This window comes from Clostridioides sp. LIBA-7602, assembly GCF_056688945.1.
In genome coordinates this window covers 727,746-753,739 of the sequence record NZ_CP196991.1, presented here as the reverse complement: position 1 = coordinate 753,739, position 25,994 = coordinate 727,746, and the positions used below count along the sequence as shown (strand labels likewise).

Genomic DNA, 25,994 nt, shown 5'->3' with positions numbered 1-25,994 from the left:
AGTAGAACAAACTTTATTAATTTAACAAAAATAGCCTTCCTTATATTTTAAAGAAAGGCTATTTTTATAAAAATTTCTAATGTGTTTTATTTTGCTCTGCTAAGAGGATTTGTAATTACACGTCCAGCACATATGTCAGTTTGTTTTCCTTCTGCCAACGCAATTTTACCATTTACCAATACATATTCTACTCCCACTGTATACTTTTTAGAGTCATTGTAAGTTGCTTTGTCTTGTATTGTATCTGGGTCAAACACCACTACATCTGCAAAATAATTTTCCTTAAGTAGACCTCTTTCTTCACAAATCCCTAAGCGTTTTGCTGAAAGATAGGTCATCTTTTTAACTGCTTCCTCAAAAGTCAACATACCCTTCTCTCTAACATAGTAAGAGAAAATTCGTCCAAATGTACCAAATGCACGAGGATGAGGTTTTCCAAGAGATAGCAAACCTTCTGTAGAAAGATCCATACTATCAGAACCTATACATGATTTTGGATGACAAACAACTTTATCTGTATCTTCTTCACCTTGTGTATGAACAACCACTTGAATTTTACTTTTTTCTTCAATCAGAAGTCTGAAGAATGTATCAAATGGGTCTTCATTGTTGATTTCGGCTACTTCCATTAAAGTTTTACCCTCCACATATTTATTAGCTTCAGTCATTACAGAAGCTAATACAACACCTGCCCATCCACCTGCTAACTGGTAAAAACATTGCCATCCAGGAATACCTTCTTCTAACTCTTTTATTATTCTCTCCCTGTTTTCTTGTACTTCTAATCGCTTTATCATATCTTCTACACCACCTTCAAATACCCAAGTAGGTAAAAGTGCACCTAAAGATGTCATTCCAGCTGTATATGGGTAACAATCAAAAGTTACTTCTAAACCATCCTCCTCAGCTTTATCTAGCTTTTCAAATATTTTATCTATAGTCCCAAAATTCTTATGACCCATGATTTTTAAGTGAGAAATATGCAGAGGAACTCCTGCTGTCTTAGCTATATAAATTGCTTCATCAAGAGCTTCCATTTCTTCGTCGCCTTCATCTCTAATATGAGATATATAGTATCCATTGTATGGTATCAATTCCTTACATAGTTCAGCTATTTCTTCCTTCTTTGTATATGCTCCTGGCAGATAAACTAACCCTGATGAGAGAGCTACACATCCAGCTTCCATAGCTTTTCTAACTTCCAACTTCATATTTTTAAGTTGCTCTGGAGTAGCAGGGTTCTTTGAAAACCCCATTTCATTAATACGTACAGGACCTTGTGCTACATAAGCTACAACATTGACTGCTGGAGAATTTTCAGTTAAGTAATCAAAGTATTCCTGCATTGTATTCCAATGAAGCTCCAATTTTGTTGGAATTGTACCAATTATCCTAGTTCCAAGATAGTCAATTAGCTCTTGCTTCTTCTCTTCTCTTATAGGAGCAACTCCTATACCACAGTTTGCAATAACATCTGTTGTTACACCAGTATAGATACGGCTTCTTGTATATTTATCATATACAAGAGATAAATCGGAATGAGTGTGGAAATCTATGAAACCAGGAGATACAAATTTTCCAGTTGCATCTATAGTCTTTTTCGCCTCTTCTTGACTTAAATCTCCAATAGCTATGATTTTATCTCCTACAATTCCTACATCACTTTTATATCTTGAATCTCCTGTACCATCAACGATTATCCCATTGATAATTTTAATATCAAACATATTTCTTCTCCTTTCAAAACTAATTTATATTCATATTTTTTAATAAACACTTTTATTCTGTTGTTTTATTCATATCAACTACAAAGAAAACTCTTGTGATAAGTATACCCCCTACTACAATAAACAAAGTTAGTAACCCTCCTGGTATACCAATTTTTTCACCAAAATACATAATAGCTAATGCTGCAGCAATCGTACATCCACCAGCTCTAATATCCTTACGTGCAATGTCAACGTAAATTGCTCCAAATAGTGCTGGAAGTATATAATTAAATGAATCAGTAATAAATTCAGGTAACAAAGGAATTACTTTATACCCTACAATTGTAAAAATGGTAATCATGGAAGCTGATACAAATATTGAGCAACATGTGCCAATTGTTCCAACAACTTCACCCTCATGTGTCCCTGATTCTACACCTGCGATTTTCTGTGCCATTGATGCTGCAGGCATACGTATGTCTCCAACAGACCCTGCAAGCCAACCGATATAAGAACCTGGAGCTCCCAAAGTTGGGTAATAAGCGATAGGTTGAACAATCCAACTGATTCCATAAGTTGTGGCAACTAGCCCCCAAATTTGGAATATAACAGAAAGCATTGGCATCTGCCCAAAACGAAGACCTACATAGATAGCTGGAATAAAGTTTGCAATAATTGCAAGACCTATAGAAATTCTTCCTATTTTAATCATCTTTTTATCATACATAACTATCACCTCTTATCTGTTTTAATCACGATAATATAATCTGTGTACCAAACATTCCAATCAACATAGCAATACCCAGGGACAATTCTTGAAGACGTTGATTCTTTTTAAATAAAGTCGTAAATACTAGCATAACAATAGCTGAAATAATTGCTGGAGTCATTTTTGGTATTTCAAATGTTTTTATTTGGTTTGAAAGAAGGTAAGCAAATAATCCAACAGTAGCTCCTGCAAGTAGTTTTTTAACCCAAGCAGGATTATATTTCATGTTCATTTTTTCAACAATTCCACGCATTCTATGTCCCAAAATAAATACAATGAACAACCAACCTAAGTTATTTAAAGCCATCCCCCATAGTGCATATGAAAAAGCTTGTGCTCCAAATGCAGCACTACCTACTTCAACCCCAGACAAATTGGATGTGAGAGATATTACTCCAAGTTCTGTTCTGGCCGCTCCTACATCACAAAGCCTCATCCAAGTCGTAGGAGCACCAATTATAGCTACAAGCGATAATAATGTAATAACAGGAGATAGAGAAGGTCCAATAGCTGTAATACTAGCTGAACGAATTGCTGCTTTAATTCCTTTTCTTTCAATACCAATAGCTGAGGCCTCTTTTAGTGCTGCCCTCATAAATACGATTGCTTGAACAACTGAAATAATTACTAAAAAACTAGAGACAATCCAAAGACCTGGACTATTAATCATTTCTTGAAACTCCATACTTTATTCCCCCTTAAAATAAATTTTTTGATGTTTCATGATTTACTTTCTTTTTAATCTTCTTCTATTTTTGTTTTGTTTTAATTTATTTTATCTAAGATAGGTTATCTTTAATAGGGTATTATCTGTCTTAAAGTCTTGTTAAAAATATTAAGATTTGGATAATATATTGATAACTGATAAATATCAGAAAATTCCTACATATCCTTTTTCCTCATAATTAACTTATAAAGCATTTCTTTATTTTGACATTTCAATATAAAAATTTTAGTCAAAAAACTTTACTATTTTATAAAAAGATTATTATTTTTATAATTTATGATTTCTAGTGTCATTTACAATTCTATTTATACAAAATGAGTTCATTTCTTATTTTTAATTCTTATTTAAATATCATTACTTTTTCTTAAAAACTTACTTTTAGTCAAAATGTAGTTGTCTTTAGGCACTGTTTAAAGAACTTGTATATGAAGTAAATTAATTTGAATAAAACTACATTTATAGTAAATAAATAATTGTTGCTATAAAGTAGAAATTATTTTTAAAAGCACAAATTAATTTACAGTATCTAAAAATGACAAAGGTAATAGTCTATTAAAAACTATCACCTTTGTCATTTCACTAGTATTATATATTTTAATTTATTTGTGAGATTTATTTTTAAATATTTATCTCTTAGCATCTCTCTTTAATACTATTTTTTAATTTTTATTTCTTTTATTTATCATTAATTTTTATTTGATTTATAATCTTACTTTTTATCAATATCTTTTTTTTCTTCTTTAGTATTACTTTTTTGACCTTCTTGTACTGACTCATTAATTACTGCCTTAGATTCAGTCATACTTTTATTTTCTTCTGTATTATTTTTCTTAGCATCTTCTTTGTTTTCAGCTTCTATTTTTTCACCTGCATTTTGATTTTCAAATCTTTCATGTTCTCTATATTCATTATCTATTTTACAATCTTTAGTACCAAATTCTTCATGCCCTTTGTGCTCCATATGGTTCCTTTCATCACCCCTTGGTTCAAATCCTTCATGACCTTTTCTGCAATCTCCTTGACCATATCCTCTTGGCTCATATCCTACATGCCCTCTAAATTCTCCTTGTTCATTGCCTCTTGACTCATATCCTTCATGACCTCTACACTCTCCATGTCCATGCTCTCTTGGGTCACATCCTCCATGACCTCTGAATTCTCCTTGTCCATATCCTCTTGACTCATATCCTTCATGACCTCTGAATTCTCCTTGTCCATATCCTCTTGGCTCATATCCTCCATGACCTCTGAATTCTCCTTGTCCATATCCTCTTGGCTCATATCCTACATGACATCTATACTCTCCATGACCATGTTCTCTTGGGTCACATCCTCCATGACCTCTATACTCTCCATGACCATGTTCTCTTGGGTCACCATGACCTCTATACTCTCCATGACCATACTCTCTTGGGTCACATCCTCCATGACCTCTGAATTCTCCTTGTCCATATCCTCTTGGTCCAAATCTTTCATGATACATCATTTCAAATAGTCTGCATCCTTCACACATATGATTCCATGGATTACTATGATGACCTTCAAATCCTCTAAAGTTTTCTTTTTTATCTCTGTAATAATTCATATTAACTCCTCCTAATTAATTCGATTTTTTTTAAATTTATTTGCTCATTTTTATTAAGGTACCTTATCTATTTCTAATTATAAAGGTACCTTAATAATTTGTCAACATTATTTTTAAGGTACCTTATTTTTATTTATTCAAATTTTTTTAAAAAAAGTGAACCATTTATAGTAAAATCTTATCTAATAAGTGAAAGGCAAAAAAGTAGCGCTACAATTTGCACAGAAAGGTAGGAATTCATTTGAATAAAACTACATTTATAAATAATATCCTTGAATCAGAACAGACTTTGTATCGTGTATCTAAATCTATTCTAGGAAACGACCAAGATTGTGAAGATGCCGTCAACAATGCTATTTTAAAAGCATATGAAAAGTTAGATTCTCTTAAGGAAGAACAATATTTTAAAACTTGGTTGATTAGAATAGTGATAAATGAATGTAATTCATTAAGACGTAAACAATTGAAGTTTCTATCATTTGAAGACGTATTTAAAAATAAAAAAATCGATGAAAAAGAAGATTATAATGATTTGTATATTGCTATTCAAAGTCTCCCTAAAAAAATTAAAGTTCCAATAGTACTTTACTATATTGAAGGTTATTCAGTAGATGAAATTAAGGAAATATTGGATATACCTCAAGGAACTGTGAAAAGTAGATTATCAAGAGGAAGAAAATTATTAAAAACTAAATTAGAAAATATGGAGGTAATCATATGAATAAAAATAGCTTAAATAATTCGTTTCCAAAAGCTCCAGAAAGCTTTCATAATAGTTTAAGTAAAACACTAAATAGTTTACCAGAAAGGGAGGAAAATTATAAAATGAATAATAAAACACATAAATTACCATTTAGAAGAGGTTTAGTCGCAACTTTAGCTATAACTTTAGTATTAGGTACAACAGCTCTTGCAGTGGGAGAAATATCTAGTATAGTTGGAAAATCAAGCACTAAAGCTACCTATACATCTATTCCAACTACTGAACAGGTAAAAAAAGACTTTAACTTTACCCCTAATCTAATTTCCGAATTTAGTAATGGATATAAATTTAAAGGGGCATATACTATAAATGAAAAAGCACTTGATAAAAAAGATAATGTTTTAGGAGAATTAAAAGTACTTGAGTTTGATTATAAAAATGGTAACGATGAAATATCTCTTGAAACAGCAAATAATAAACTTGGAAAAAATTCTGATAAAATGAAAGTTGTAGATACTTACAAAGATATAAATATTTCTTATGAAAAATCAATGTACAAGTTTGTGCCAGAAGGTTATAAAATGACAGAACAGGATAAACTTGATGAAAAATCAGGTAAATATACATTTAGTGAAGGAACAGATAAGGTAGAAGTTAATGAATCTAAATTCTTAACTTGGGAACAAGATGGAGTTTACTACTCTTTTACAATTCAAGATTCAAATTTATCTATGAATGACTTAGTTAAAATGGCTCATGAAGTAATAGATGTAAAATAAATATACTTAGCAATAAGTTGTTTATGAGTTTATTATACATGATTTTAGTTTTCTTATTTGTAAATATAGTTGTATCTTCCATCTTTATATTTTCTTTAAATTTAATATATGAAATTTTAGATATTTAACTGCTCTGCAAATTTAACTACTCGCAAAAGTTATTACTAATATAAAAGGCCCTTAAAAACCATTCATATGGAATTTTAAGGGCTTTTACTTTATTATAAATTATTATATAAATTTTAGTTGTAAAGACACAATAAACTCTTTAGTTTAGTTTTTAAAATATTTAACTTATCATAAATCATTATATTAATTTTAGTTGCAAATATATGAGTAAACCCATACAAAATAGATAAATAAAGTAGACTATAAATATCTGCTACACTTAAAATAAAAGTTAGATTATAATCAAAAACTTGTTATTTTAATAAAGGTGTTATCTCACCTAAATAGTATATATTTAACACATGAAGAGCTCTTGTACAACAAGTGTAAAGAAGTAACCTTTCATCTTCACTATTATACCTTTTATCACTTGCATCATATATTATAACTACATCAAATTCAAGTCCCTTAGATAAATATGACGGTATTACTAATACGCCATTCACATATTCATCATCATCTTTTACTATAGCCTCTACATCAATATTCTTTTCTTTTAAAAACTCATACACTTCCCTAGTCTCACGAGCTGTTTTTGTTATAATTCCGATAGACTTATAATTTTTCTGTTTATAAGTTTTTATATCTTCAATAAGCTTTTTATTCATATAATTTTTCTCTGTAAAACCAATTACCTTAGGCTCATCACCATGTCTCTCAACATACCCATCATCTATAGCTTTTGTAAGAAGTTGTCTTGAGAATCTAGTAATTTCCATTGTAGAACGATATGTTTTACTTAGATTTATTATACAAGTATCATTCTCCAATACATTAGGAATATTGTTATAATCTCCAACATTCATAAATGGGTTGATTGATTGGTTAATATCTCCTAATATAGTCATATTAGCAGACTTAAAAAGTTTATAAAATATTTCATACTGCAAAGGAGTATAGTCCTGTGCCTCGTCTATGATTACATATTTAATCTGTGATGTGTTTGGAATACCTCCAAGAGCTACCTTTAAATATAGAAGAATCACTTGGTCTTCATAATAAAGGTTCCTTACACTTAAGTTATCCATCGTATAAGTTTTTATATTATCTATAAGCTTTTTATCATACTCAATATTTGCCTTATCTAAAAATATTTCTAAATTCTTAAATAAATTTTTATAAGTATCTATTAAATCTAATTCTGTCATTCTTGAAATTTTAGAGTAAACTTCTTTTAGATGCTTTCTTACAATAAAAGTGCTTTTCTCCATCATTTCTTCTTTTTCTATATAATCTCCAGATGCTTGAAGTTTTTTAAATATTTCATCAATCCAAGATTTTTCATATGGCTCAATTAAAAATATTATCCTTGATTTTATTTTCTCTAATCTTTTCTTAATTGGTAAATTTGAATAGTCATTAGAAAACAGTGTTTGTAGCTCTTCAGATGAAATTATTAACTTCCCTCTTACAATAATATCTTCAAAACATCTATCATCTGTTTCTAAATAATTTAGATATTGTTTTAATATATTTGTGAACTCTAAAGAGGTTTTAAATTCTATATTTTCTATCCTATCCTTATATGTGATTTTCCCATTATTATTAAGAATGTACTCCATCATTTCAGTTGGGTTTTCTTTTTTAAAATCATCACCCAATTCTTTATACATATAGTCTTTAAATGTTGTCTGACAGATATTATCTTCCCCCAGTTTTGGCAATACATTTGAGATATAATCATTAAATATGTTATTTGGAGAAAATATCATTATATTTTCAGAAGTTATTTTATCTTTATGTTTATATAATAAATATGCTATCCTATGAAGTGCTATAGATGTCTTTCCGCTTCCAGCGGCACCTTGTACAATTAAGTTCTTGTATTTCTCATTACGAATTACTTGATTTTGCTCTCTTTGAATGGTAGTAACTATAGTTTTCATTTTTTCATCAGAGTTTTTACCTAAAAGCTCTTGTAATACATCATCATCTATATTCAGATTACTATCAAACATATACTCAATCTTTCCATCTTTTATCTTATACTGTCTTTTTTTAGTTATTTCTCCAGAGATTATGCCTTCTGGACACTCATAACTTGCTTGTCCAATTTCATAATCATAGAACATACTTGAAATAGGAGCTCTCCAGTCATATACAAGAAAATCATAATCATCATTAATAAGATTCGATAATCCAATATAATATTTTTGATACTCAGTTTCACAAGCTTCTGTAAAGTCAATTCTTCCAAAGTAAGGAGATTCAATCATTCTTTCATACTTATCTTTGAGTTTCTTAGTAAATTCATGGCTTCTTTTTTGATGTTTCATAGCATCCATAAATGACATAAATTCTGAAAGTTGCTCTAATCCATTTTCAATAGAAATAGAACCTAAGTCATTCCATAGTTCCCTTTGAGTCTCTATAGCATCTTTTTTTAGCTTATCTTCTTCATTACGCTTTTCCTCAAGTTGTCTATTAGCCTCTTTAAGAGTTTTTTGTAACCACTGATTTTCAAGATTTGACTCAAAATCATTTAGATTCATATTATAATCCTCCTCAATTGAAATTAACATTTAATCCACTATATCAATTATATAGAAATGAGGATATATTCACAGTCTTAAAAAAAATTTTTATTTATGATATAATTATAGTGGGAAGTAAAATAAAATTTTTTCTAAAACAGTATATTTAACTGAAAAACTTCTATTTTTAAACAATAAAATAGGATAGTATTTTTTACTACCATCCTATTAATTCCCAATAAACTTTATTTTATATTAGTGTAAGTTCCATTTGAATAACTTCTTCTTTTACAGGTCTATCGTTCCATGTAAATCCACTAGATATTGTATTTACCTCCACAAACCCTAAAGATTTATAAACATGAATAGCTCTACTATTACTTTTTAATACATCTAACTCAATTTTTTTATATCCATATTCTTTTGATAAATCAATAATTTGTTTTAAAAGGTTACTTCCAATACCTTTTTCTCTGTATTCCTTAAGAATACCCATACCCAAATAGCCAACTGTCTCAGCTTTAGGCAAAACGTCACACCAACCAATACAGATATCTGATTTTACGTCAATTATAAACAGTTGTGGAAATTTTTCAATCATAATATTCTTTATAAATTCAACTGTTTCTTCAAAAGGAAATGCTTCGTCCATAGCTAGATATTTCCTTTCTTTTGCAATATTATCAAAAGTCTTCCAATATGACCAAATATACTTTTCTTCTGGCTTTATAAATTTTATGCCCTCCATCAACTCAACATTTCCCCTTTTTTAATTTATGATTAAATCATGCTACATTATTCTAATTATAATAGTAGATAAATTACTATATATATTAACTTAAAATAGCTTTATATATTTCTATTTATATATGTCTCTATTAAAATAAATTTTTCAGTAGTTAAAATAATATAGATATCCTAGTCTTTTGATTCTATATTTCAACATCTCACAATTTAATTTGAAGTATAATAAAATATATAGAAAAACTTCTAAAATAATACTATAAAATTTTTAATCTTCATCAATATCTTGTTTGCTTTCATTAGTATCTTGTTTACTTTCATTCTTAAAGCTATTTTTTCTATCAAGTTCTTTTTCCGTAAAAAACTCTGGATGCTGTTTCATCAATTGTTCAATAAGCTCTGGATGTTGTTTGACCATCTGTTCAAATAGCTCTTCTCTATTAAAAAAATCTTGATATGCTTCACGTGAATTAAAGAAGTCTTGATTTCCTTCCCTACCAGCAAAACCACCTAGATATTGTCCATGATGAGGTCTTGGTGGTGGTTGCATAGGTATTCCATCAAAATTATTACCATCCTCACTTTTTATAGTTCTTTCCAGTTCATCAGTAATCTTTGTAAGAATATCACTTAAATTCCTTTTTTCTTCTGGCTCTAATACATTAAATATCTGATTAGTTGGGTCTTCTTTCTGTTCATTTTTATTAATTTCATCCATTCCCTTTGATGTCAATCTTACTACCATTACTCTACGGTCTTTTTCTGAGTGTGTACGAGTAATAAATTCTTGATTTTCCAATTTTGAAAGTAACTCACCTAAAGATTGAGGTCTCATATCAAGTAAGTATGATAGTTCTTTTTGAGTGATTTCTGGTTTTATTTTCAACATGGATAATACTCTACCTTGACCTCTGTGTGTTGCTCTAAAAAATCCATGTGATTTATGATTTTGAAGGTGAAATTTATGTAGCAATGATTGTACTTTATAAAATTGTTCTAATAAATTTTCTTCTTTTGTCTCATTCATTATTATACCTCCTAAGTTATTTATTTTATAATTTCATATTTTTATTCATTATATTATTTGATTTATAATTTCATATTTTGTTTATTTTGAATCCATAATTTAAAAGCTATTTTACTTGTATCGAGTATAAAAGTAAGCCTTTGATTTGTCAATGTTAGCTTATCATAGACATAATTCTCCTATAATTAATACCTCTTCTTTTATCTATATTATATCCTATTCAAAGTTTATATCCTATACTTATACTTTGTATCATACAGTTATATTTTACATTATGTATTTATTTCTTATATAATAGCGTTAGAAAATAAATAAAAAAACAGTTATATTTTTTAAATAAAAATACCCAATTGACATAAACAGTACAACTGGGCATAAACAATCTAAAAAATTATTTTAAATTTAAGTTTTTCATCTAAATTTTTCTCTTATTTAACTTTAGCTATCAAGGAAATTGTATTAAAGTACTTGCCATTCTCTACTTCCAGCATTTTTTTATCATTTTTAGCATAAGAATTATCGCAGTTTAGCCAATCATTCCAAGCTTCATCATGACAGCTTAAAGCCTCACATTTCTCTACAGTTACAGACTCAGATTCTGACCAAAGTTCATTCCACCATTTAATTGAATGGAAATTCATATTATCTTGCCAAAATGGAATAAGTTCATCTGGTATACAATTCACAAAATCTTGTTTTAATCCAGGCATTGCCATAGCAATTATTCCTCCCTCTTTTACAAGAGGTGATATGTGATTTTCTAAAAACCCTTCTTTATTTCCAAAATAATGGTAAGAATGTACACTTATTACTGCATCGAAAAAACCTTCTGCGTAAGGCAATTCATGTGCCTCAGCTTGTATAGGAAATATTTTATTATCCAATTTAAACTGTTTAAATCTTTCATAGTTTTCAGTTGGTTCTATCCACAAATCCGTTGCAAATACAGTAGCATCAAATTCATTAGCTAAAAATATAGAAGATATACCTCTTCCACATCCTAAATCTAAGATACGCATTCCTTTTTCTAGTTTTATCTTACTCGTTAATTCTTCCAATATTTTTATACAATTAGGTCCCATCATATTTTCCATGAGAAATCCCTTATCGTATTTATTGCTCCTTGTAAATATCATTCTATCTTTCCTTTCCATGTCAATTATTATTTATTAAATTTCATATATCTGATTTTCTATTTTTTAGATGATTAATAAGAAGTCATCTTTTTGTCCATTTTGAGATAGTTACTTGAATGAGCAATTATCTTTTTTATGTCTTTTTAGATAATTCTCTTTTTATATGTTTTAGATAATTACTTTTTGTGTTTTTAAATAACTACTTTTTTATGTCTTTTTAAACAACTACTTTTATAAGTGGTCATTTTTTGATATTTAATAAGTTCTAATTATTTCTACTTTAATCTATATACTAATTAACTTATTTAATTTAGTGCATATTTGACACTTTACCTTTTATTATACCATTTATTCTCATAAATATAATAATTCTATTTTTTTAAAATAAATACTTATAATAATTCGAAATAAATATTTATAAAATCTAATCAAGTATAAATAATATCAGAAAAAATATCGAAAAATAAACCTAATAAATAACAATCATAAGTTCATTTGTAAATGCAAAATATGATTATATACTTACTTATGAACCTCTTTTATCTTGGTAAAAGCATTATATTTCATTTCTATATGGTATAACTTTATTGATTAAAACATAAATTTACAAATATATAAAATACAGAAAGGCACTGTAAACAGAATCTTCCACACATCATACATCTTTGCAGTAATCAGTGGGCATTACATGGTAAGAGAATAAGAAAAGAACTTTTCAAACAATTAACTGGATGAGCAAAGGAAAAGCAAGTCATAAGACTATAACTAACTGTAATATTAGCAAATACGGTTACGAAATGCCTATATAAGAAGATATAAAAATAAGCAGTCAGTAGAGACAAACTCCTACTAACTGCTTATTTTTATGGTTTTATATACTATTGATTTTCTATAAATCTGCTAAATCATATTCTATAATCATATAAATCATATCCTATAATCATATAAATCATATTCTGTAATCCTGTAAATCATATCCTATAAATCTTCTAATTTATATTCTATAATCATATAAATCATATCCTATAAATCTGCTAAATCATATTCTATAATCCTGTAAATCATATCCTATAAATTTTCTAATTTATCCCCTATAAATCTGCTAAATATTTTTTTCCTTCCAAGAATTCTGATTCTAGACCTAGTTTTTTAAAATAATTAACCATAGACATACAGGCAAATTTTTCTGTAGAATAATGAGTAGCACCTATAACATTAAGCAAATTGTCCTTTGCTATTTTATGGAACTCTAATACTGGTTCAAAGTGCTTTAAAGGTTTAGTAAATCCAGTTATGTATAAATTTATACCAAGTTCGGCAACTTCACTTGCTACAAATGGATAACTTCCTCCTCCTGCTGCAATAGCAACTAAACCATCTTTTAATATAGCATCTCCATAATCATACAATTTAACATCATGACCAACAGTTTTTTTGACTAATTCCTTAATCTCTTCCACTGATTTTAAGGACGTCTTACATATAACTCCTGTCTTGATTTTATCATCATATTTACAAAATGGTTCGACTATTTCTAAGCCCAGAGCCTTTGCAAAACTGACAGAAGTTGAATACTCACTATAGTTGTCTAATGGCGAATGTAATACGTAAAAAGAGATTCTACGAGTTCTCATATCTTCCATATAAGATAATGGTATATCATGGAATGGAAAACATTCATCTGATGCTATGTACCCCATTGCATGATGTGAAAAAATTAAAACATCTTTTTCATCTTTATCTATAACCTGCTTAATTATCTCCTTGTCAGGAAAAGTAGTTGTATATACTTTATTGATATTTTGAGCATTATCTAATACTACTCCTATGTATTTCGTTTTAAATTCTGGAGTAATAAAATCATTTTCAAAATTCATAAAACTCCAATCATCATCAATATTTTTAATATCAAACTCCAACTCTAATTTTTTATAAAGTTCAACTGCTTTGATAATACCCACTCCTTTACAACAATATTTGACTAATACATATTAATATAATAATTTTACAATAACTTTTTTGTATCTAAATACTCTGACCTTACTTTTTCTTAATGTTGTCAATATTCAATTTTATCAAAGTATTTCTAGGCTATTTTCATTTCTTATATATTATTTTATTCATTTTATATTAATATTCTATTCATCCTAATTTACTTTATAATTCTTGTCAAATATTAATCCTATAAATTCTCTTTAGTTCATTCCATCATAATCAATCTTAATTCAAGTAATTACTACTTGAACATATTAAACATAATTTTATATAGTTGCATTATCATGTAACTTAAATTTTAAAATATAATAAAGGAAAAATAAAAAAAAACATTACTTATTACTTTCAAACTGCTTTACAAATTCAATTGGATGTTGAATTATTTTAGAAGTTTCTTCTACAGAATAGCCTTCAGATAAATACCTTCTAGCTATGACTTCCATAGATTCTCCTATCTCAATAATATGCTTATCAGGGTCGTAAATACGGACTACTCTCTGTTGCCACTCATATTTTAATGGCTGATGAACAAACTCCACATCTTTATAAGAGTTGAGTTTTTCAATAAATTTATCAAAATCATCAACCTCAAAATAAAGTTCCATATTATTTGATTTTTGTATAATTGTATCTGGATTAATCCCTGTAAGCCATCCAAAATCTTCTTGTATAGCAAATCCTCCACTAAAGCTTACATTTTTACCTAAATCCAATTCAACTTCTTGCTCAAATAGCTCTTGATAAAACTTTTTTGATACTTCAACATCATTTACTGCTAATAGTGAAACTTGATATTTCATAAATTCCCCTCCTAATTTTTAGTACTTTTTTAGTTTGTTCAATATTTTTTATTATCTCTTTATTTTATCAGTTTAAATAAGAAAACTGTATGTCATATTTACAAGGCTTATACATCTCATACATTCTAAAATTTCATATTTCATATTTAAAAAGCTAACTTATTATATTTGAACAGCACCCTATTTATTAGACACAGTAAACAAGATACTGTAAAATTCTACTAAATGGGGTGCTGTTCAATTTAAAAAAGCTACCTTAATTACACTTATCTAGTTGATAAGTAAAGGTAGCTTTTTTAATCGAATTAATAAAATATCCATTATTATTTACACTCATGCTTAATCTGATTTGGATTAATCTAACAATACACTCATAGATTTTATCTATACTACTTAAGTAGTCATATAGATTATATAAATATACTATATGATTTAGATTGGAAGTCTAAAAAATATTCTACTTTATATGTTTTTTTCATCTTTTTTTAGACTCTCTATCCACTCTTCAATAAATAATAATTCTCCTTTACTCAAGTTAATATTATCATGTAATGCTAATAATAAACTTTTCATAGAGGAATCATGAACATTTTTAAAGAAATCTCTAGTTTCAACATTTACGTATTCCTTCTCTTTAATTAAAACTTCATAGTGTGTATATTTATCTATCTTTTGAGAATTTAGAAATCCTTTCACTACCAATCTAGATAAAAGAGTCAAAGTCGTTGTTTGCTTCCACTGATATTTTTGCTCCATTCCTAAAACAATATCTCTCGATGTTGCTTTGGAATCTAGTTTCCATATAAATTTCATTATCTTTAATTCTGATTTTGGCAACTTTTTTATAGGCATGATAAACCTTTGCTACTCAGAATATAGACAAGCAATATCCATAATAAAATTTTTTTAGTAAATAAATCTTATATTGATTTATATGAACTTCGATTTATAAGATATTTTTAAATTTTAAATTTAGCTACTTGTACACAGTAAATATATATAAATAGTGTCAAATTTCTTTTGTATTATATTGCTTAATTTTATGAAATATTTTGTACTCAGCTATCTACTTTTGGATACTTGTCCAGTAGCTCTCCTTCCTTATTATATTTTTTAATTTTAAACATTGTATTTCAATTTCCTTTAGCTTTTTATTTCCTAACTAAAAAAATAATGTTAATTGTAATTTTAAGATTTTACTTTCGGATTTAATTGTAATTTTCTATATAATTATATTTTGCTATTTCAGCAGTTTTTTTATCTATATCTACTTTTTTAAATTTTTACATTAATCATATTATAAATAATCAATATATTTCGATACATATATACACCTGTACAAGATATATACTAAAATAATACACAAAAACTCTACTTTAGTAGAACTTCAAAGCGCAAAATACGCTAATTTAATATATTTTTCTTGTTATAAATAAATAAGTAAGATAAAATATACTTAAAATAATTACATAAAAGCTACTATAATTACACAGAACATCATACAATTAAAACCTTCTTTAGCATATGATTATATTTTTCTTAAAATTAAAAAACACTATACTCTAATTCTATTTTAGTAGAATTTTTTTGTCAATAATAATATTGAATATTAGATAAAAAATATAAAAAAATGGAATTATATAAAGAGTTTAACAGTCTTACAATAATTCCAAAATATTATTTCTATGAAAATTTTGATACCACAAGCAACTCAACTTTAAGCGCATAAAGTAAAAGTTACTCTTTATTTAATAAAACTTGACAAGAAAAGAATTTATCATTATTCTACTCTAATAGAGCCTCTTTGTCAATAAATAATAAAATTATTTTCAAAATATTTCCATTCTTCATTCTTATCTGTTATTATTTTATAAAATATTACTTAATCAGTGGTAATTTTAGTATTGTTTTTATTCCTTGACAATCAGTACTCATAATATCTAACTTACCTTCATGTGCATTGATAATACCTGCCACTATCAAAAGACCTAGACCATGATTTTGACCTTTGGCATATGCTTCACTTAAGCCATTTTGAGATTTTAATAAATAATTAATCTTTTCTTGGCTCATCCCTTTTCCATCATCTTCAACAATTACATAGCAAAAATCCAAATCTGATTTAGAAATCACCTTTATATTACAACCTTGCTGATTATGAGTTATGCTGTTTTGTATTAAGTTACTAATAGCTCTCTTTAACAATTTTTTATCTGCATTGATGGTAATATCTTCATTCAATATATCAAGCTCTATATAAAAATCATTATCCAAATTATTATTTATAAATTCAGAAACAAGCTCTCTCAAAAACACAGAAACTCTAATCTTATTACAATTTAATGGTTGCATATTATACTCAAGTTTAGACACCAAATTAAGGTCATTTACTAATTCTCTAATTTTAACACCTTGATTACATATAATAGATGCTTGCTCTTGCTCTCTTTGAGAAAGACTACTGCTTTCTTCAAGTTCTCCAGAATATCCAATTATCATTGAAAGTGGTGTCCTTATATCATGAGATATTCCTGCAATCCAGTTAGTCCTAGCTTCCTCTTTCTTTCTAAGCTTTTCATTTTTCATTTGTAACTCTTTAGATACAGTATTAATAGATTTTGAAATATCGCTTAGTATTCCTTTCTCTTGAAGAAGTACTGGCTCTCCCTTTGACATAAGCTTTATACCAGTAATAATTGGCTTTATGGATTTAATCATTTTTAATCCTATAAATAAGGCTAGTAAAAATGTAATTATTGCATTAAACAGAAGCATACTTATTATCATCATAGGAAATTGACTTATTTCATCAATAGTATAGGTAAGGTTGAATTTAGTATATTTATCCTTGGGATACCCCGTTACTAAGGTTCCATTTGGATGTTCCCATACATACACAGGATAATCTTTTAAAAAGAACCTCGAAAACTTAGCTACATCTGTCAAAGTATAATGGTCTGGAATTTCTTTTGGCAAATCAAAGCCCCATATTCTATCTCCATTATCATCAATTAACATTGCCCATACTTTATTGCTATGTAAAACTTCCTTACTAGAATCATCTAGAGTAAACTTTCCATCTTTTAAAATTAATTTATCTTCAAGCATCATCAAGTTTGCTCTTATTTCCTTACTATCACTTTGATTTAAATCACCTGAATACTTAGATACAAATGTCATATATGAAAACATAAATAAACCTAATATATTTAATATAATAAAAAGCAATGAAATCAAGATACTTGAACCTATAAATCTCCTTAATATATACTTTACACTATCCAAAATTAAATCACTCCTCTTGACTTCCTTCATTCTTATCTAAAATTAATTAATTATCAACTTATATCCAAGCCCTCTTACTGTAAGAAGATGCTTAGGAGAAGATGGAGTCTTTTCTATCTTTTCTCTAACCCTTCTGATATGAACCATCAGGGTATTTTCATATCCATACATATCATCGCCCCAAATAGCTTGACACAGTGAGTCACTAGTAACAATTCGCCCTTTATTTTCATACAACTTTAAAAGTAGTGAATGTTCTTTAGCTGTTAAAGAAATCTCTTGTCCATCTTTTTCAACAGATGCACTATTTAAATTTACAACAACAGAATCTCCTAATCTAAATATTGGTAACTCATCTTCTTCTATAGACACATATACACGATTTAATATCCCCACAAGTCTTAAGGTAAGTTCCTTTGGTAAAAATGGCTTTACTATATAGTCATCAGCCCCTAGACCTAAACCAATCAATCTATCCTCATCTTCACCTCTTGCAGAAAGAAAAATCACTGGTATCTTAGATGTCTCTCTAATTTTTCTCATAATGGAAAAACCATCGCCATCTGGTAAAACAACATCTAAAATTGCACAATCTGGCTTTATATTTTTAAATACTCTAACAGCTTCCTCATAACTCGATGCTAAAAATATTCTACTAAATCCCTCTTTTCTTAGGATTTCATCTATCATTTTTAATAATTCCTTGTGGTCATCCACCACAAGTATTTTTTTATCTTTTATTGATTCCATAATTATCACCCTTTTTTAGTATATCATAGACCCTTTTTCATGACTTTACCTCAACAGACTATTTAAGGTTATTGTAAGGTAAACGTCAGCTATCTGAAATGTAACCAAGTTATTATACTAATACAAACTAAAAAAAACAATAAATACAGGTTAAAAAAGGGGATGAAATATATGGAAATGATAATTAGAACACAAAGACTTTCAAAGGAATACAATAAAATATTTAGAGTAAGGGATGTAGACCTAAGAGTTCCAAAAGGAGCTGTATATGGCTTTCTAGGTCCTAATGGAGCAGGAAAATCTACCACACTTAAAATGTTACTTGGACTTGCAAAGCCTACACAAGGAAATATTAATATTTTAAATAAGGAACTAAATGAGAAGAACAGAATATCAATTTTGAAGGACATTGGTTCATTGATAGAATCTCCATCATACTATGGACATTTAACAGGTCTTGAAAACATGACTATCATGCAAAAACTCTTAGATTTACCTAAAAGAAATGTAAATGAAGCACTGAAAATAGTAAGACTAGAAAACCAAAAGGATAAAAAAGTTAGTCAATACTCTCTAGGTATGAAACAACGTCTTGGTATCGCCATGGCTATAATGAAGTTTCCTAAATTATTAATACTTGATGAGCCTACAAATGGGCTTGACCCAGCAGGAATTGAGGAAATTAGAGAATTAATAAAGTCACTACCAGAAAAATATGGTATGACAGTCCTAATATCTAGCCATCTTTTGAGTGAAATTGACCAGATTGCCACATCAATAGGAATAATAAATCATGGTGAGCTTATTTTTCAAGATAGCATAAAAGAACTTCATGACAGAGGTCAAAGTCATATTGCTATCAAAACACAAAACCTTGTATCTACACAAAAACTATTGAACAATAAAGGATATATGTCACTTATACAAAATGGATACTTGACTATTGAAAATTTAAAGGACTCAGATGTAGCCAAAGTAAATAGTATGCTTGTCAACTCAAATATTGATGTATTCAGAATAGAAGAGCATAAAAAGAGCTTGGAAGACATATTCCTAGAACTTACTGGTAAGGCGGTGACGTTATAATGAAATATCTTGGTCTAGAATTTTACAAACTTAAAAGAAAAAAAATTATTCTGATGACCTTTTTATTTGTAGCTGTTGAAATAATGTGGTGCATCATGAATTCAAGCAGAGCTATTACACGTAACCCAGATATGCTAGGTGGATTTGAATATTCATATATGATTATGAGTTTTACAAGTTTAAATGGTTTATTCTTTCCTATTCTAATATCAATAATTACATCACGTATAAGCGATATAGAGCATAAGGGAGATACATGGAAACTTTTAAAATCTTCTGTAACATCTTTAAATAGCATTTATTCATCTAAATTTTTATGTTCTGCTACTTTGGTATCTGTGCCTGTATTGATGCAAGTATTATCTATTATACTATTCGGATATTTTAGAGGGGCTACTGAATCATTTTCTATATTTTTGATTTTAAAATATTCATTAGGAACAATTCTCGTAAATATTGCTATAATTGCACTCCACTTATGGATTGCAACTGTAATCCCAAATCAAATGATTGCAATTACATTTGGTATGGTTGGTAGTTTTATAGGTTTGACATCAGGATTGTTTTATCAAGGTATTCGTAGATTGTTTATATGGTCTTATTACCTAGAATTATCACCTCTGAGTTATGCTTATGATACTGTTTCAGGTTCATCTGTTTACAGAACTGATATGAATTTTTCTATTACAATTTTAATTTTCTTAATTGGAATGTTAATTTATTATATTGGAAGAAATCATTTATTAAAAAAAGAAGTATAGGAGGGGTTTAAATGTTAAGGAAATCAGTTTTGGGAGAAATCCTAAAGTTAAAAAATTCTTTTATATGGTATGTATTATTAGCTTTACCACTTATAAGTGTATTGATTGGTTGTGGTAACTTTTATCTAAATCAAGGTATACTCACAAAACAATGGTATAGTTTATGGACTCAAGTTAGTCTTTTTTATGGGGAATTTTTCTTTCCTATCTTAATAGCAATCTTTTGTGCTTATATTTGTAGGCTTGAACATATGAATCGTAATTGGAATAATATAATGACATTACCAGTTAATCTAAAAAATATCTTCTTATCTAAGCTTGCAGTAGTTTCAATACTTACAGCTATTACACAAATTGTATTTGTTATTTTTTACATAGTTGCAGGAAATATGTTTGGTTTTCCTGATAGTATACCTAAGGAACTTACTGGTTGGATTGCTAAAGGCTGGATTATTTCTATTTCAATAGCTTCTATACAGCTATATATGTCTATTAAGATAAGAAGTTTTGCAACTCCTATTGGAATCAGCCTTTGTCTTTCTTTGTTTGGTATGGGTTTAATAGTGGCTAAACCTTCTATTGGTATCTTTTTTCCTTATTCTATGCTAGGAAGTGCAATGGGAGTTATAAAACAATCTTCTTTAAATATTAATGATACTTTGGTTACAATATGTGTTGCATTTATTACTATTATAGTGTTTGCTGAAATTGCCAATAGAAATTTTAAGAAAAATGATGTTATTTCTTAATAGCTAATATATTAGAATCAAATATATTAATAGTAAAGATTTGATTTAGAATTAAAACCATCTATTATAATTCAAATACTTATTTTATCTAATTATATTTGAATTATAATTAGATGGTTTATTTATTATATATTATATTTATTTGCATATTGTATATTTATTTTTATAAAGCAATTATTATCTTAATGTTATACAATCTTATTTTTTATCATATTTTTTTGTATATTACTTTAAAATATTTAGTGTTAAAAAATGACTTTCACCACGTGATATGGTAAAATACAGGAAAAGCTTATATATATTTTTATGAGGAGGGCATATAAATATGTTTGCATTTGGATTTAGTTTAGTAATCCTTTTATTAGTACTGCTGTTAACAGTAGGTATATTTGTGGGTATTATAAAAAAAAATAAGCCAATATTAGTTACATCTTCAGTTACTTTATCAATAATACTTATTACTATAATTGTAATTTGGAATTTAATTCCTGATGCATGGTAATAAGCTTATTTATATAACTATATACTTAGGCATTAGTATTCAGACATAATTGTATAACTCAGAAAGAGTTTTAATACTATTTGGAGGAAAAATATGAATACCATAGATTATGAAGATAGCAAAATAACAACACTTTGGAATGAATATGCAAACACAAGAAATAGTGGCTTGAAAAAGTTAGCAAACAAAAAACTAGACCTTATGATTGAATACATACTGACATTACCTGAAAGTAAGCAGAAAAATTTTGTTACATATATTTGCAAGGAACGTTTTGATAAAAATAGTATAAAAACATTTCAGCAACCTCTAGTTGTTAAGTTAATTTTTCCAATAGTCAAAAAGGCTATTTTAAATGAGGAAATGCCTTTTCTTAGATGGGGATACCAGTTGGATATTCCTATTTTTTTGGATAATGAAGAATACTACTCTTCTGAGGATATGTTAAAAGACGCCTTAAGGTTAGATAACAAAGATATTAAGTCTGTAGAATTATTATTAAATAAGTATATAGATGGGCTCTGGTTTGCCTCTCACCATATACAAGAAAGTGTGATTCTAAGTACTAAAGAAAATATTAAGTATAATTTAGACGAATTGGACAAACTACTTACAAAATATAAAGAAAGATTAGGTTCGTATAGTGAATACTTAAAGGAAAAAACTTATTATCAAGAGTTGTATGACTTATGGTTTCAGTATGATAAAACTAATAAAGATATCTCATTCCCTGAATGGTTAGAAATTAGAGGATGCAACTATTATTGGTGTAATGCTTTTTATTATAAAAAATAATAGAAGCTTACTACTCTACTAACTATATACTTTTTATTTAGAGGCTATATATCTGTTACTTAAAGATTATATGCTTGATATATAATTAAAAGTATAAAGGTTCATAATAATAATATTATTATTTAAAATTATTTATTATTATACTAAAGATTTAATGTAAATCTGACTACTATATTATATAATGAAAGTTAATTAAATATAGCTAAAAAATTATTAAATATGGTGAATAAATATTTAACTTTTGTGAGGTGTAATTAAAATGATAATTAGACAAGAAAAAGAAAGTGATAAAAATAAAGTGCATGATGTTATTAAGTCTGCCTTTGAAAGTGAAGAAATTTCTGACCACGATGAGCATAATCTTGTTAATCGTTTAAGAACTAATGATAACTTTGTACCAGAACTTTCAATAGTAGCTGAGCATGATGGAGATATAGTTGGTCATATTTTATTTACAGAAATTAAGGTTGGAGATAGTGTCCTTTTAACATTAGCTCCTGTATCAGTTGTTCCTAATATGCAAGGTAAAAAAATTGGTACAAAGCTAATTGAAGAGGGGCATAAAGTAGCAAAGGCAAAAGGATATAAGGGTTGTGTTGTCTTAGGGCATGACAAGTATTATCCTAAGTTTGGTTATCAAGTGGCAAGTAAATTTAATATAAAAGCTCCATTTGAAGTTCCAGATAAAAACTTCATGGCTATAGAATTATTAGAAGGTGGATTACAAGGAATCTCTGGTGTTGTAGAATATGCAAAGGAATTTTTTGAGTAGTCTTTATAAATTTAGGATAAAAGCAATAGTAATCTTATGTATAACATTTAGATGACTCTCTAATTTCAAATAATTGATTTTTAGTCATCTAAATTTATTTTTTAATACTAGTACTAGAAAGGATGTTTGAATATGTTTGAATCAAGATGTGGTGTCTGTTGTAACAACTGTACAAGAAAAGAGCAAGTGAATTGCACTGGCTGTCCAAATATGGAAAAACCATTTTGGGGTGGCGAATGTAAGGTTAAAACTTGCTGTGAAGATAAGGCGCTTAATCATTGTGGGGAATGTGATACTTTCCCTTGTGATATGCTTTTAAATAAGGGTAAAGACCAAGGTTTTGACCCTATGGTAAATATTGAGCAGTGCAGAAAATGGCTTGAAGAGACAGTTTCTAATTAATTATATTAACATATTTTATTGAGTAATATATTTAGTTAGATGGATAGATTTACATAAAATTTACAACTAAAAAAGAGTCAACTATTCGTTTTTATCATTATTTAAAATGAATAGTTGACTCTTTTACTGATTCCTAAATTTCTCTAAGTTTTTTAATCTTTCCAATACCACCATTTTAGTTTTTCTGATTCTGGATTTTCAGTTGATGCAAAATATACTGCACAACGATATACATATAACTGACATCTGTCTATATGTTGTCCACGCATTAAACATTCTTTTTCATACATTTCTGTTGGATTTTCATCTTTAAGTGATTCGATTGTTGTATATCCCAACATCATTAAAGATTCTTCTGTTGCTTTCCCTACCCCTGGAATTTTCTGTAACTCACCCATATTACACCTTCTTTCTGGTATATTATTTTTGTCTTATGGTTAGTATCAGATATTTTTTTATTATAGTTAATATTTAATTTTTTATTATATCAATTTATTTATGCTCTTTTACTTATCTATATTTTACCACCTCTAATGTACTGAGTCATTTAATTATTACATAATATAGTTTTATACAAATAAAATAGTTTATGTTTTATTTAATATATCAAATTCACCTTCAAAAAAATTATAATCATAATCTGACACTTTCACCTTAATTATTCAAAATATATTGAATTTTTTTACTTTATTTTGTAAAATTATGCTTAGGGGAAATATATTTTAGAAAAATATGAATATATAATTTTTTAGTCAACTAGTTATTTTAAGTTTTTAACTTTTAAAATAAAATATATCTAATAAAAGGGAGATTGTATTATGTTTTCTAAAAAAAATGGGGGTAATGAATTTAGTGACGAAGGAAAAGGAAGTTCTAAGAAAATAATTAAGTTCTTTAAAAGTACAAAGGGTATTGCTTTATTGACATTTATTTTGGGTGTGTTTTTTGGTAACATATCCTCACCAACTTGTTCTGAAGGCCATGAAAATGTCATTTCTAATCAAACATCAGTTATAGCTTCTCAAAAAACAGAAATAGAAACTTTAAATAGTGAATTGTCTGATGCTGAACCATGGTTCAAAATGAAAGACGATGAAAAGAAAGCTATCGAAGCTGAAAATGAACGTAAAGCCGAAGAAGCTAAGAAGGCTGAAGAAGCAAAAAAAGCTGAAGAACAACGTAAAAAAGAAGAAGAAGAGAAAAAAGGATATGATACTGGTATTACTTATGACCAATTAGCTAGAACACCTGATGACTATAAGTACAAAAAGGTAAAATTTGAAGGTAAGGTTATTCAAGTTATTGAAGATGGTGACGAGGTACAAATAAGATTAGCTATATCTGGAGATTATGATAAGGTTGCACTATGTAGTTATGAAAAATCAATAACTTCTTCAAGAATATTAGAGGATGATTATATAACTATAAGAGGTATAAGTGCTGGAACTATAACTTATAAATCAACTATGGGTGGAAATATAACTATACCAGGAATAGCTGTAGAGAAAATAAATTAATATTGTTTTAGTTATAGTTAATTATTTTAAAAAAATGGTTTTGTAATTGCAAATAAATAATTATGAGACTGTAAATTAATTTTTATTCTTAAGCACATTATCTATGCTTTAGTAATAATTAATTATTTAGTATTAATATTTCCATATATAAATTTTATTCTAAAAAATAGTGAAAATAATATAATGGAACATTTATAGATTTTTCATGAACCATATACACTATGGTATGTTTCAAAATTTAATTTTTTAAAATTTCTATTCTATTATCAAAGAATATTATTGACTGATTATAGATACTGTCTAAGTTTCTATATCTCATAGTCCATTTTTTCATTGTATTTTCATGTGTTAAAAACAACGTTTTTAACAGTGAATTATCTGATGGAAAAGTGGACTTTGTTTTTATAACTTTTCTAAACTGACTGTTAAGACATATTTAACACCTCGATTTTTTGAGTCAGTTAAAACTCCAAACCAAAACTTAGAGGTTTCTTTTTTATCTATCTATACTCCACTTTCTTTATAAGCTTTATTCTTTATATCAAGCTTTCAAAATAACTTTATCAAAATAACTTTCCTCTTGAGGTAATCTACCTTTTTAAAAGAAAACACCATCCAATTTGTTCTAATAAGTAACTATTGACTATCTTTCATTTTACTATTTATATAGTAATACATATCATCATTTATACAATTATATATAACAAAATTTAAATCGAGTATTTTATTTTAAATGTCAAATATTATTTAGATTTTTAG

Annotated in this window: 24 protein-coding genes; 10 read left to right on the top strand and 14 right to left on the bottom strand. The window is 27.7% G+C overall.

Annotated features, from left to right (window positions below):
- Positions 1–86: 86 nt before the first annotated feature.
- The 4 genes from ACTG45_RS03835 to ACTG45_RS03820 form a co-directional block, all read right to left on the bottom strand.
- Positions 87–1,727 (bottom strand): N-acyl-D-amino-acid deacylase family protein, encoded by a 1,641-nt coding sequence (locus ACTG45_RS03835; RefSeq protein ID WP_479919863.1) that lies wholly within the window; start codon positions 1,725–1,727, stop codon positions 87–89.
- Between the two features lie 52 nt (positions 1,728–1,779).
- On the bottom strand, positions 1,780–2,436 hold the full coding sequence (locus ACTG45_RS03830; protein WP_021383510.1) for a hypothetical protein: 657 nt from the start codon (positions 2,434–2,436) through the stop codon (positions 1,780–1,782).
- Between the two features lie 25 nt (positions 2,437–2,461).
- Positions 2,462–3,163: a DUF5058 family protein gene (locus tag ACTG45_RS03825; RefSeq protein ID WP_479919862.1), complete on the bottom strand. Its 702-nt coding sequence runs from the start codon at positions 3,161–3,163 to the stop codon at positions 2,462–2,464.
- Between the two features lie 751 nt (positions 3,164–3,914).
- On the bottom strand, positions 3,915–4,790 hold the full coding sequence (locus tag ACTG45_RS03820; RefSeq protein WP_479919861.1) for a hypothetical protein: 876 nt from the start codon (positions 4,788–4,790) through the stop codon (positions 3,915–3,917).
- Positions 4,791–5,031: 241 nt separating this feature from the next.
- Here ACTG45_RS03820 and ACTG45_RS03815 point away from each other — a divergent pair, with 241 nt between their 5' ends.
- Together ACTG45_RS03815 and ACTG45_RS03810 are read left to right on the top strand one after the other, a co-directional pair.
- Positions 5,032–5,511 carry an RNA polymerase sigma factor gene (locus ACTG45_RS03815; protein ID WP_021383499.1) on the top strand — a complete coding sequence of 160 codons (480 nt, stop codon included), beginning with the start codon at positions 5,032–5,034 and terminating at the stop codon, positions 5,509–5,511.
- Complete coding sequence (locus ACTG45_RS03810; RefSeq protein ID WP_479919860.1) at positions 5,508–6,272, top strand: hypothetical protein; 765 nt, start codon at positions 5,508–5,510, stop codon at positions 6,270–6,272. Before ACTG45_RS03815 ends, ACTG45_RS03810 begins: the two co-directional genes overlap by 4 nt.
- A 422-nt stretch (positions 6,273–6,694) precedes the next feature.
- Here ACTG45_RS03810 and helD read toward each other — a convergent pair whose 3' ends face one another.
- From helD to ACTG45_RS03765, 9 genes are all read right to left on the bottom strand, one after another.
- Positions 6,695–8,932: an RNA polymerase recycling motor HelD gene (gene helD / locus ACTG45_RS03805; RefSeq protein ID WP_479919859.1), complete on the bottom strand. Its 2,238-nt coding sequence runs from the start codon at positions 8,930–8,932 to the stop codon at positions 6,695–6,697.
- Positions 8,933–9,164: 232 nt separating this feature from the next.
- Entirely contained in the window at positions 9,165–9,662 is a 498-nt protein-coding gene (locus tag ACTG45_RS03800; RefSeq protein ID WP_479920279.1) for a GNAT family N-acetyltransferase, read from the bottom strand.
- Positions 9,663–9,926: 264 nt separating this feature from the next.
- Positions 9,927–10,685: a MarR family winged helix-turn-helix transcriptional regulator gene (locus ACTG45_RS03795; RefSeq protein ID WP_479919858.1), complete on the bottom strand. Its 759-nt coding sequence runs from the start codon at positions 10,683–10,685 to the stop codon at positions 9,927–9,929.
- A gap of 428 nt (positions 10,686–11,113) precedes the next feature.
- The gene (locus ACTG45_RS03790; protein ID WP_021383492.1) at positions 11,114–11,779 is read right to left on the bottom strand and encodes an SAM-dependent methyltransferase; all 666 of its coding nucleotides are present in this window, start codon (positions 11,777–11,779) and stop codon (positions 11,114–11,116) included.
- Positions 11,780–12,912: 1,133 nt separating this feature from the next.
- Positions 12,913–13,782, bottom strand: coding sequence for a Nif3-like dinuclear metal center hexameric protein (locus ACTG45_RS03785; RefSeq protein ID WP_479919857.1), 870 nt, complete (start codon positions 13,780–13,782; stop codon positions 12,913–12,915).
- A gap of 366 nt (positions 13,783–14,148) precedes the next feature.
- Positions 14,149–14,616, bottom strand: a complete 468-nt coding sequence (locus tag ACTG45_RS03780) for a VOC family protein (protein ID WP_021383512.1) — start codon at positions 14,614–14,616, stop codon at positions 14,149–14,151.
- A 462-nt stretch (positions 14,617–15,078) separates the two neighbouring features.
- Positions 15,079–15,468, bottom strand: a complete 390-nt coding sequence (locus tag ACTG45_RS03775) for a BlaI/MecI/CopY family transcriptional regulator (protein ID WP_479918186.1) — start codon at positions 15,466–15,468, stop codon at positions 15,079–15,081.
- A 1,026-nt stretch (positions 15,469–16,494) separates the two neighbouring features.
- On the bottom strand, positions 16,495–17,901 hold the full coding sequence (locus ACTG45_RS03770) for a sensor histidine kinase (protein WP_479919856.1): 1,407 nt from the start codon (positions 17,899–17,901) through the stop codon (positions 16,495–16,497).
- 42 nt (positions 17,902–17,943) lie between these two features.
- Complete coding sequence (locus ACTG45_RS03765; RefSeq protein WP_479919855.1) at positions 17,944–18,651, bottom strand: response regulator transcription factor; 708 nt, start codon at positions 18,649–18,651, stop codon at positions 17,944–17,946.
- A 171-nt stretch (positions 18,652–18,822) separates the two neighbouring features.
- Here ACTG45_RS03765 and ACTG45_RS03760 point away from each other — a divergent pair, with 171 nt between their 5' ends.
- From ACTG45_RS03760 to ACTG45_RS03730, 7 genes are all read left to right on the top strand, one after another.
- The gene (locus tag ACTG45_RS03760; protein ID WP_479919854.1) at positions 18,823–19,737 is read left to right on the top strand and encodes an ABC transporter ATP-binding protein; all 915 of its coding nucleotides are present in this window, start codon (positions 18,823–18,825) and stop codon (positions 19,735–19,737) included.
- Positions 19,737–20,498 carry an ABC transporter permease gene (locus ACTG45_RS03755; RefSeq protein WP_479919853.1) on the top strand — a complete coding sequence of 254 codons (762 nt, stop codon included), beginning with the start codon at positions 19,737–19,739 and terminating at the stop codon, positions 20,496–20,498. Before ACTG45_RS03760 ends, ACTG45_RS03755 begins: the two co-directional genes overlap by 1 nt.
- A gap of 11 nt (positions 20,499–20,509) precedes the next feature.
- Positions 20,510–21,247, top strand: coding sequence for an ABC transporter permease (locus ACTG45_RS03750; RefSeq protein ID WP_479919852.1), 738 nt, complete (start codon positions 20,510–20,512; stop codon positions 21,245–21,247).
- A 325-nt stretch (positions 21,248–21,572) separates the two neighbouring features.
- Positions 21,573–21,749 carry a hypothetical protein gene (locus ACTG45_RS03745; RefSeq protein WP_021383324.1) on the top strand — a complete coding sequence of 59 codons (177 nt, stop codon included), beginning with the start codon at positions 21,573–21,575 and terminating at the stop codon, positions 21,747–21,749.
- A gap of 93 nt (positions 21,750–21,842) precedes the next feature.
- Positions 21,843–22,544: a hypothetical protein gene (locus ACTG45_RS03740; RefSeq protein ID WP_479919851.1), complete on the top strand. Its 702-nt coding sequence runs from the start codon at positions 21,843–21,845 to the stop codon at positions 22,542–22,544.
- 259 nt (positions 22,545–22,803) lie between these two features.
- Positions 22,804–23,316, top strand: coding sequence for a GNAT family N-acetyltransferase (locus ACTG45_RS03735; protein ID WP_479919850.1), 513 nt, complete (start codon positions 22,804–22,806; stop codon positions 23,314–23,316).
- Positions 23,317–23,448: 132 nt separating this feature from the next.
- Entirely contained in the window at positions 23,449–23,718 is a 270-nt protein-coding gene (locus tag ACTG45_RS03730; protein WP_479919849.1) for a DUF3795 domain-containing protein, read from the top strand.
- Positions 23,719–23,870: 152 nt separating this feature from the next.
- On the opposite strand, the gene ACTG45_RS03725 is transcribed toward ACTG45_RS03730, so the two are convergent.
- Positions 23,871–24,116, bottom strand: coding sequence for a helix-hairpin-helix domain-containing protein (locus tag ACTG45_RS03725; RefSeq protein WP_479919848.1), 246 nt, complete (start codon positions 24,114–24,116; stop codon positions 23,871–23,873).
- Positions 24,117–24,536: 420 nt separating this feature from the next.
- Here ACTG45_RS03725 and tcdC point away from each other — a divergent pair, with 420 nt between their 5' ends.
- On the top strand, positions 24,537–25,235 hold the full coding sequence (tcdC, locus tag ACTG45_RS03720) for a glycosylating toxin anti-sigma factor TcdC (RefSeq protein WP_479919847.1): 699 nt from the start codon (positions 24,537–24,539) through the stop codon (positions 25,233–25,235).
- Positions 25,236–25,994: the final 759 nt, after the last annotated feature.

Bases quoted from the DNA above. Each gene is read 5' to 3' on its own strand.
- ACTG45_RS03795 (WP_479919858.1), bottom strand. From the start codon at position 10,685: ATGAATGAGACAAAAGAAGAAAATTTATTAGAACAATTTTATAAAGTA.
- ACTG45_RS03755 (WP_479919853.1), top strand. From the start codon at position 19,737: ATGAAATATCTTGGTCTAGAATTTTACAAACTTAAAAGAAAAAAAATT.
- ACTG45_RS03765 (WP_479919855.1), bottom strand. From the start codon at position 18,651: ATGGAATCAATAAAAGATAAAAAAATACTTGTGGTGGATGACCACAAG.
- ACTG45_RS03745 (WP_021383324.1), top strand. From the start codon at position 21,573: ATGTTTGCATTTGGATTTAGTTTAGTAATCCTTTTATTAGTACTGCTG.
- helD (WP_479919859.1), bottom strand. From the start codon at position 8,932: ATGAATCTAAATGATTTTGAGTCAAATCTTGAAAATCAGTGGTTACAA.
- ACTG45_RS03835 (WP_479919863.1), bottom strand. From the start codon at position 1,727: ATGTTTGATATTAAAATTATCAATGGGATAATCGTTGATGGTACAGGA.
- ACTG45_RS03825 (WP_479919862.1), bottom strand. From the start codon at position 3,163: ATGGAGTTTCAAGAAATGATTAATAGTCCAGGTCTTTGGATTGTCTCT.
- ACTG45_RS03730 (WP_479919849.1), top strand. From the start codon at position 23,449: ATGTTTGAATCAAGATGTGGTGTCTGTTGTAACAACTGTACAAGAAAA.
- ACTG45_RS03810 (WP_479919860.1), top strand. From the start codon at position 5,508: ATGAATAAAAATAGCTTAAATAATTCGTTTCCAAAAGCTCCAGAAAGC.
- ACTG45_RS03735 (WP_479919850.1), top strand. From the start codon at position 22,804: ATGATAATTAGACAAGAAAAAGAAAGTGATAAAAATAAAGTGCATGAT.
- ACTG45_RS03760 (WP_479919854.1), top strand. From the start codon at position 18,823: ATGGAAATGATAATTAGAACACAAAGACTTTCAAAGGAATACAATAAA.
- ACTG45_RS03740 (WP_479919851.1), top strand. From the start codon at position 21,843: ATGAATACCATAGATTATGAAGATAGCAAAATAACAACACTTTGGAAT.
- ACTG45_RS03725 (WP_479919848.1), bottom strand. From the start codon at position 24,116: ATGGGTGAGTTACAGAAAATTCCAGGGGTAGGGAAAGCAACAGAAGAA.
- ACTG45_RS03780 (WP_021383512.1), bottom strand. From the start codon at position 14,616: ATGAAATATCAAGTTTCACTATTAGCAGTAAATGATGTTGAAGTATCA.
- ACTG45_RS03800 (WP_479920279.1), bottom strand. From the start codon at position 9,662: ATGGAGGGCATAAAATTTATAAAGCCAGAAGAAAAGTATATTTGGTCA.
- tcdC (WP_479919847.1), top strand. From the start codon at position 24,537: ATGTTTTCTAAAAAAAATGGGGGTAATGAATTTAGTGACGAAGGAAAA.
- ACTG45_RS03830 (WP_021383510.1), bottom strand. From the start codon at position 2,436: ATGTATGATAAAAAGATGATTAAAATAGGAAGAATTTCTATAGGTCTT.
- ACTG45_RS03790 (WP_021383492.1), bottom strand. From the start codon at position 11,779: ATGGAAAATATGATGGGACCTAATTGTATAAAAATATTGGAAGAATTA.
- ACTG45_RS03775 (WP_479918186.1), bottom strand. From the start codon at position 15,468: ATGCCTATAAAAAAGTTGCCAAAATCAGAATTAAAGATAATGAAATTT.
- ACTG45_RS03820 (WP_479919861.1), bottom strand. From the start codon at position 4,790: ATGAATTATTACAGAGATAAAAAAGAAAACTTTAGAGGATTTGAAGGT.
- ACTG45_RS03750 (WP_479919852.1), top strand. From the start codon at position 20,510: ATGTTAAGGAAATCAGTTTTGGGAGAAATCCTAAAGTTAAAAAATTCT.